The following is a 2,326-nucleotide window of genomic DNA, read 5'->3' on the forward strand; positions in this document are numbered from 1 at the left end:
TTCTAAAAATGAAGTCAAAGTTAATTTAATAATTCTTATCCCAATTTAACTCGTTGCGCATAACGAATAGACTTACCGAAGTTCCCCGACCCTGAGTCCCGGAGGGACGTTAGGGACTGGCACGTAGTTTGCGGATGCAGACGAGTGACAGAAGGGGAATTTGCCGCAGGCCGAGCGAGGCCTTGTGCCGAAGCGAAGCGGTAAGTCGCTGTTATGCGACGTGAGCTTTGTCTTGTTTGATTTCCTTTTCAATAGCTTTTTGAACTAATTGATTTAAAGAAATTCCTTCTATCAAAGATTTTCGGTAAGCTTTTCTATGAAGGTCAGTTGGGATTCTGACATTGAAAGAACCTTTAAAAGATTTTTCTGGATATTCTTTTTTAACTTTACTAGAGGCGTGGAGATAATCATCAACAGATTCAATGAATGCTTTTTTTATTTCATTAACAGATTTTCCTTCAAAAGAAATTAAATCTTCTATTCCTTCAATTTTTCCGTAGAAAATTTCATCTTCTGAATCAAAATGAACAGAACCAAGATATCCTTTATATTCCATTAAATCTTTCATTCTAAATACCCTTCCGATTTTAATTCATCAATAATTTGATTTATTTGGTATGATTTTAAAATATTACCAGGATGAGGCTTGTGTAACCTAATCACATGTTTTCCTTTTTCATGAATCCATGCAACTCTTGATCCAGAAGATTTTCCTGAATTGTCTTCTGTATAATCGAATCCATTCAAAAGCTTCCTGAGTTCATCGTAAGTAAAATCCTTTGGTTTAGATAATATTCTAGCTAAAAGTTTATCTTTTTTGGACACTAAATATTGAAATAACTCGAAAGCGAAAATAATGCAACTAAAAAATAGTTACATTTTTCATATTCTTCCAACTTTCGATATTGTTTTAAAAAAACATTTTTTAGCTTATGTCGCATAACGAACTAGGCTACTCGACGTTTCCCGACCCTGAGTCCCGGACGGGACGTTAGGGACTGGCATGTAGCTTGCGTATGCAGGCGAATGCCAGAAGGGAAATGTGTCGCAGACCAAGCGAGGCCGTAGTGCCGAAGCGCAGTGAGTAGCCGCTGTTATGCGCAGTTTTGTGTCTTTGGATATGAAAAAAGTATTTTCAAAAAAAATTCAAATTCTTAAATTGTTTAATTACCAAATTCTTTTCAAGCGAGTTAGCTTTCCATCGAAAGTTTTATCGTTATCAATTGATTTTAACTCAATTTCGTTTTTGTTAATTTTTATAATTTCCTTTTTATTTATTTTTTTCTTACCATCGAACGATAGGTAATTCTCAATCAATAAATAGTTTTCTTCAATTTCCCATCCAGATTCAAAGCGGTTACCTAAAATTGTTGGTTTAGCAGGAAAATAGAAATATGTCATATTTTCACCAAAATAATATCTTCCTCCGTTCAGTGTTTCATCATTGGTTATTTCCCATAATCCAATCAAAAAATCAAAATTTTCATTAACTTTCTCAGATAGTATGATCCTTTGAAAGGAGTTTTTAAATTCTGAAAAACAGTATTTTCTGATAAATTCGTCAGTAGATAAATCCTCATCTTTTGCAGCAATGTCCAATTCTTCCTGAAGATCCTTGTCTTTTATATTTAAATTTGTAAATTTTAAATTTAATTCATTTTTGAAATTATTAATTATTAAATCATATTCTATACTTCTCTTTTTGAATTCAAATTCTGAGCATACATGAAAGGTTATTTTTTGGGGTTTATTGAATTTGAATTCTTCAGAAGGTGAAAAATAGTATACAGATTTTTTTTTGTTCGTCCTCGTTTTCATCCAGTCAGAAATTTTCGTTTCCCATTCAGTCTCTTTAAGTTGGTAATTAATAGAATAAGTTAATAGATTTTCCGATGTTTTGCAACTCATTAATAAAAAGATTGTAATCGTGGTTAATAAAATGTTTTTCTTCATTTTAACTCCTGTTATTTTTTGAATTTATGGATGATTTTTATACTAAGAAAAGTCAATTGTTTTATTTTGGGAATATTTATATATGAAAAATATTTAGGGATATTTTACAAAATTGCGCATAACGAATAGACTTACCGAAGTTCCCCGACCCTGAGCCTCGAAGAGGCGTTAGGGACTGGCATGTAGCTTGCGAAGGCAAGGCGAATGCCAGAAGGGGAATTTGCCGTAGGCCGAGCGAGGGCGAAGTCCCGAAGCGAAGCGGTAAGTCGCTGTTATACGCAGTTGCGTATGAATTCATGAAAATTGACTTTTGTTTGGAAAAAAAATATTTAGTATATAGATTATATTTTAGTAGGAGTTCGATTAGAGGCGT

Annotated in this window: 3 protein-coding genes; all 3 read right to left on the reverse strand. The window is 33.2% G+C overall.

Translation table 11 applies throughout. From position 1 onward, the window contains the following. Nucleotides 1–211: 211 nt before the first annotated feature. On the reverse strand, nucleotides 212–568 hold the full coding sequence (locus tag LEP1GSC202_RS10935; RefSeq protein ID WP_015677820.1) for a type II toxin-antitoxin system HicB family antitoxin: 357 nt from the start codon (nucleotides 566–568) through the stop codon (nucleotides 212–214). Next, entirely contained in the window at nucleotides 565–825 is a 261-nt protein-coding gene (locus LEP1GSC202_RS10940; protein ID WP_039928887.1) for a type II toxin-antitoxin system HicA family toxin, read from the reverse strand. The genes LEP1GSC202_RS10935 and LEP1GSC202_RS10940 overlap by 4 nt, the downstream gene beginning before the upstream one ends. Nucleotides 826–1,167: 342 nt before the next feature. After that, nucleotides 1,168–1,953 carry a hypothetical protein gene (locus LEP1GSC202_RS10945; protein WP_015677822.1) on the reverse strand — a complete coding sequence of 262 codons (786 nt, stop codon included), beginning with the start codon at nucleotides 1,951–1,953 and terminating at the stop codon, nucleotides 1,168–1,170. Between the last annotated feature and the right edge of the window lie 373 nt (nucleotides 1,954–2,326).

The sequence above is a fragment of the Leptospira yanagawae serovar Saopaulo str. Sao Paulo = ATCC 700523 genome (assembly GCF_000332475.2).
Lineage (GTDB): Bacteria > Spirochaetota > Leptospiria > Leptospirales > Leptospiraceae > Leptospira_A > Leptospira_A yanagawae.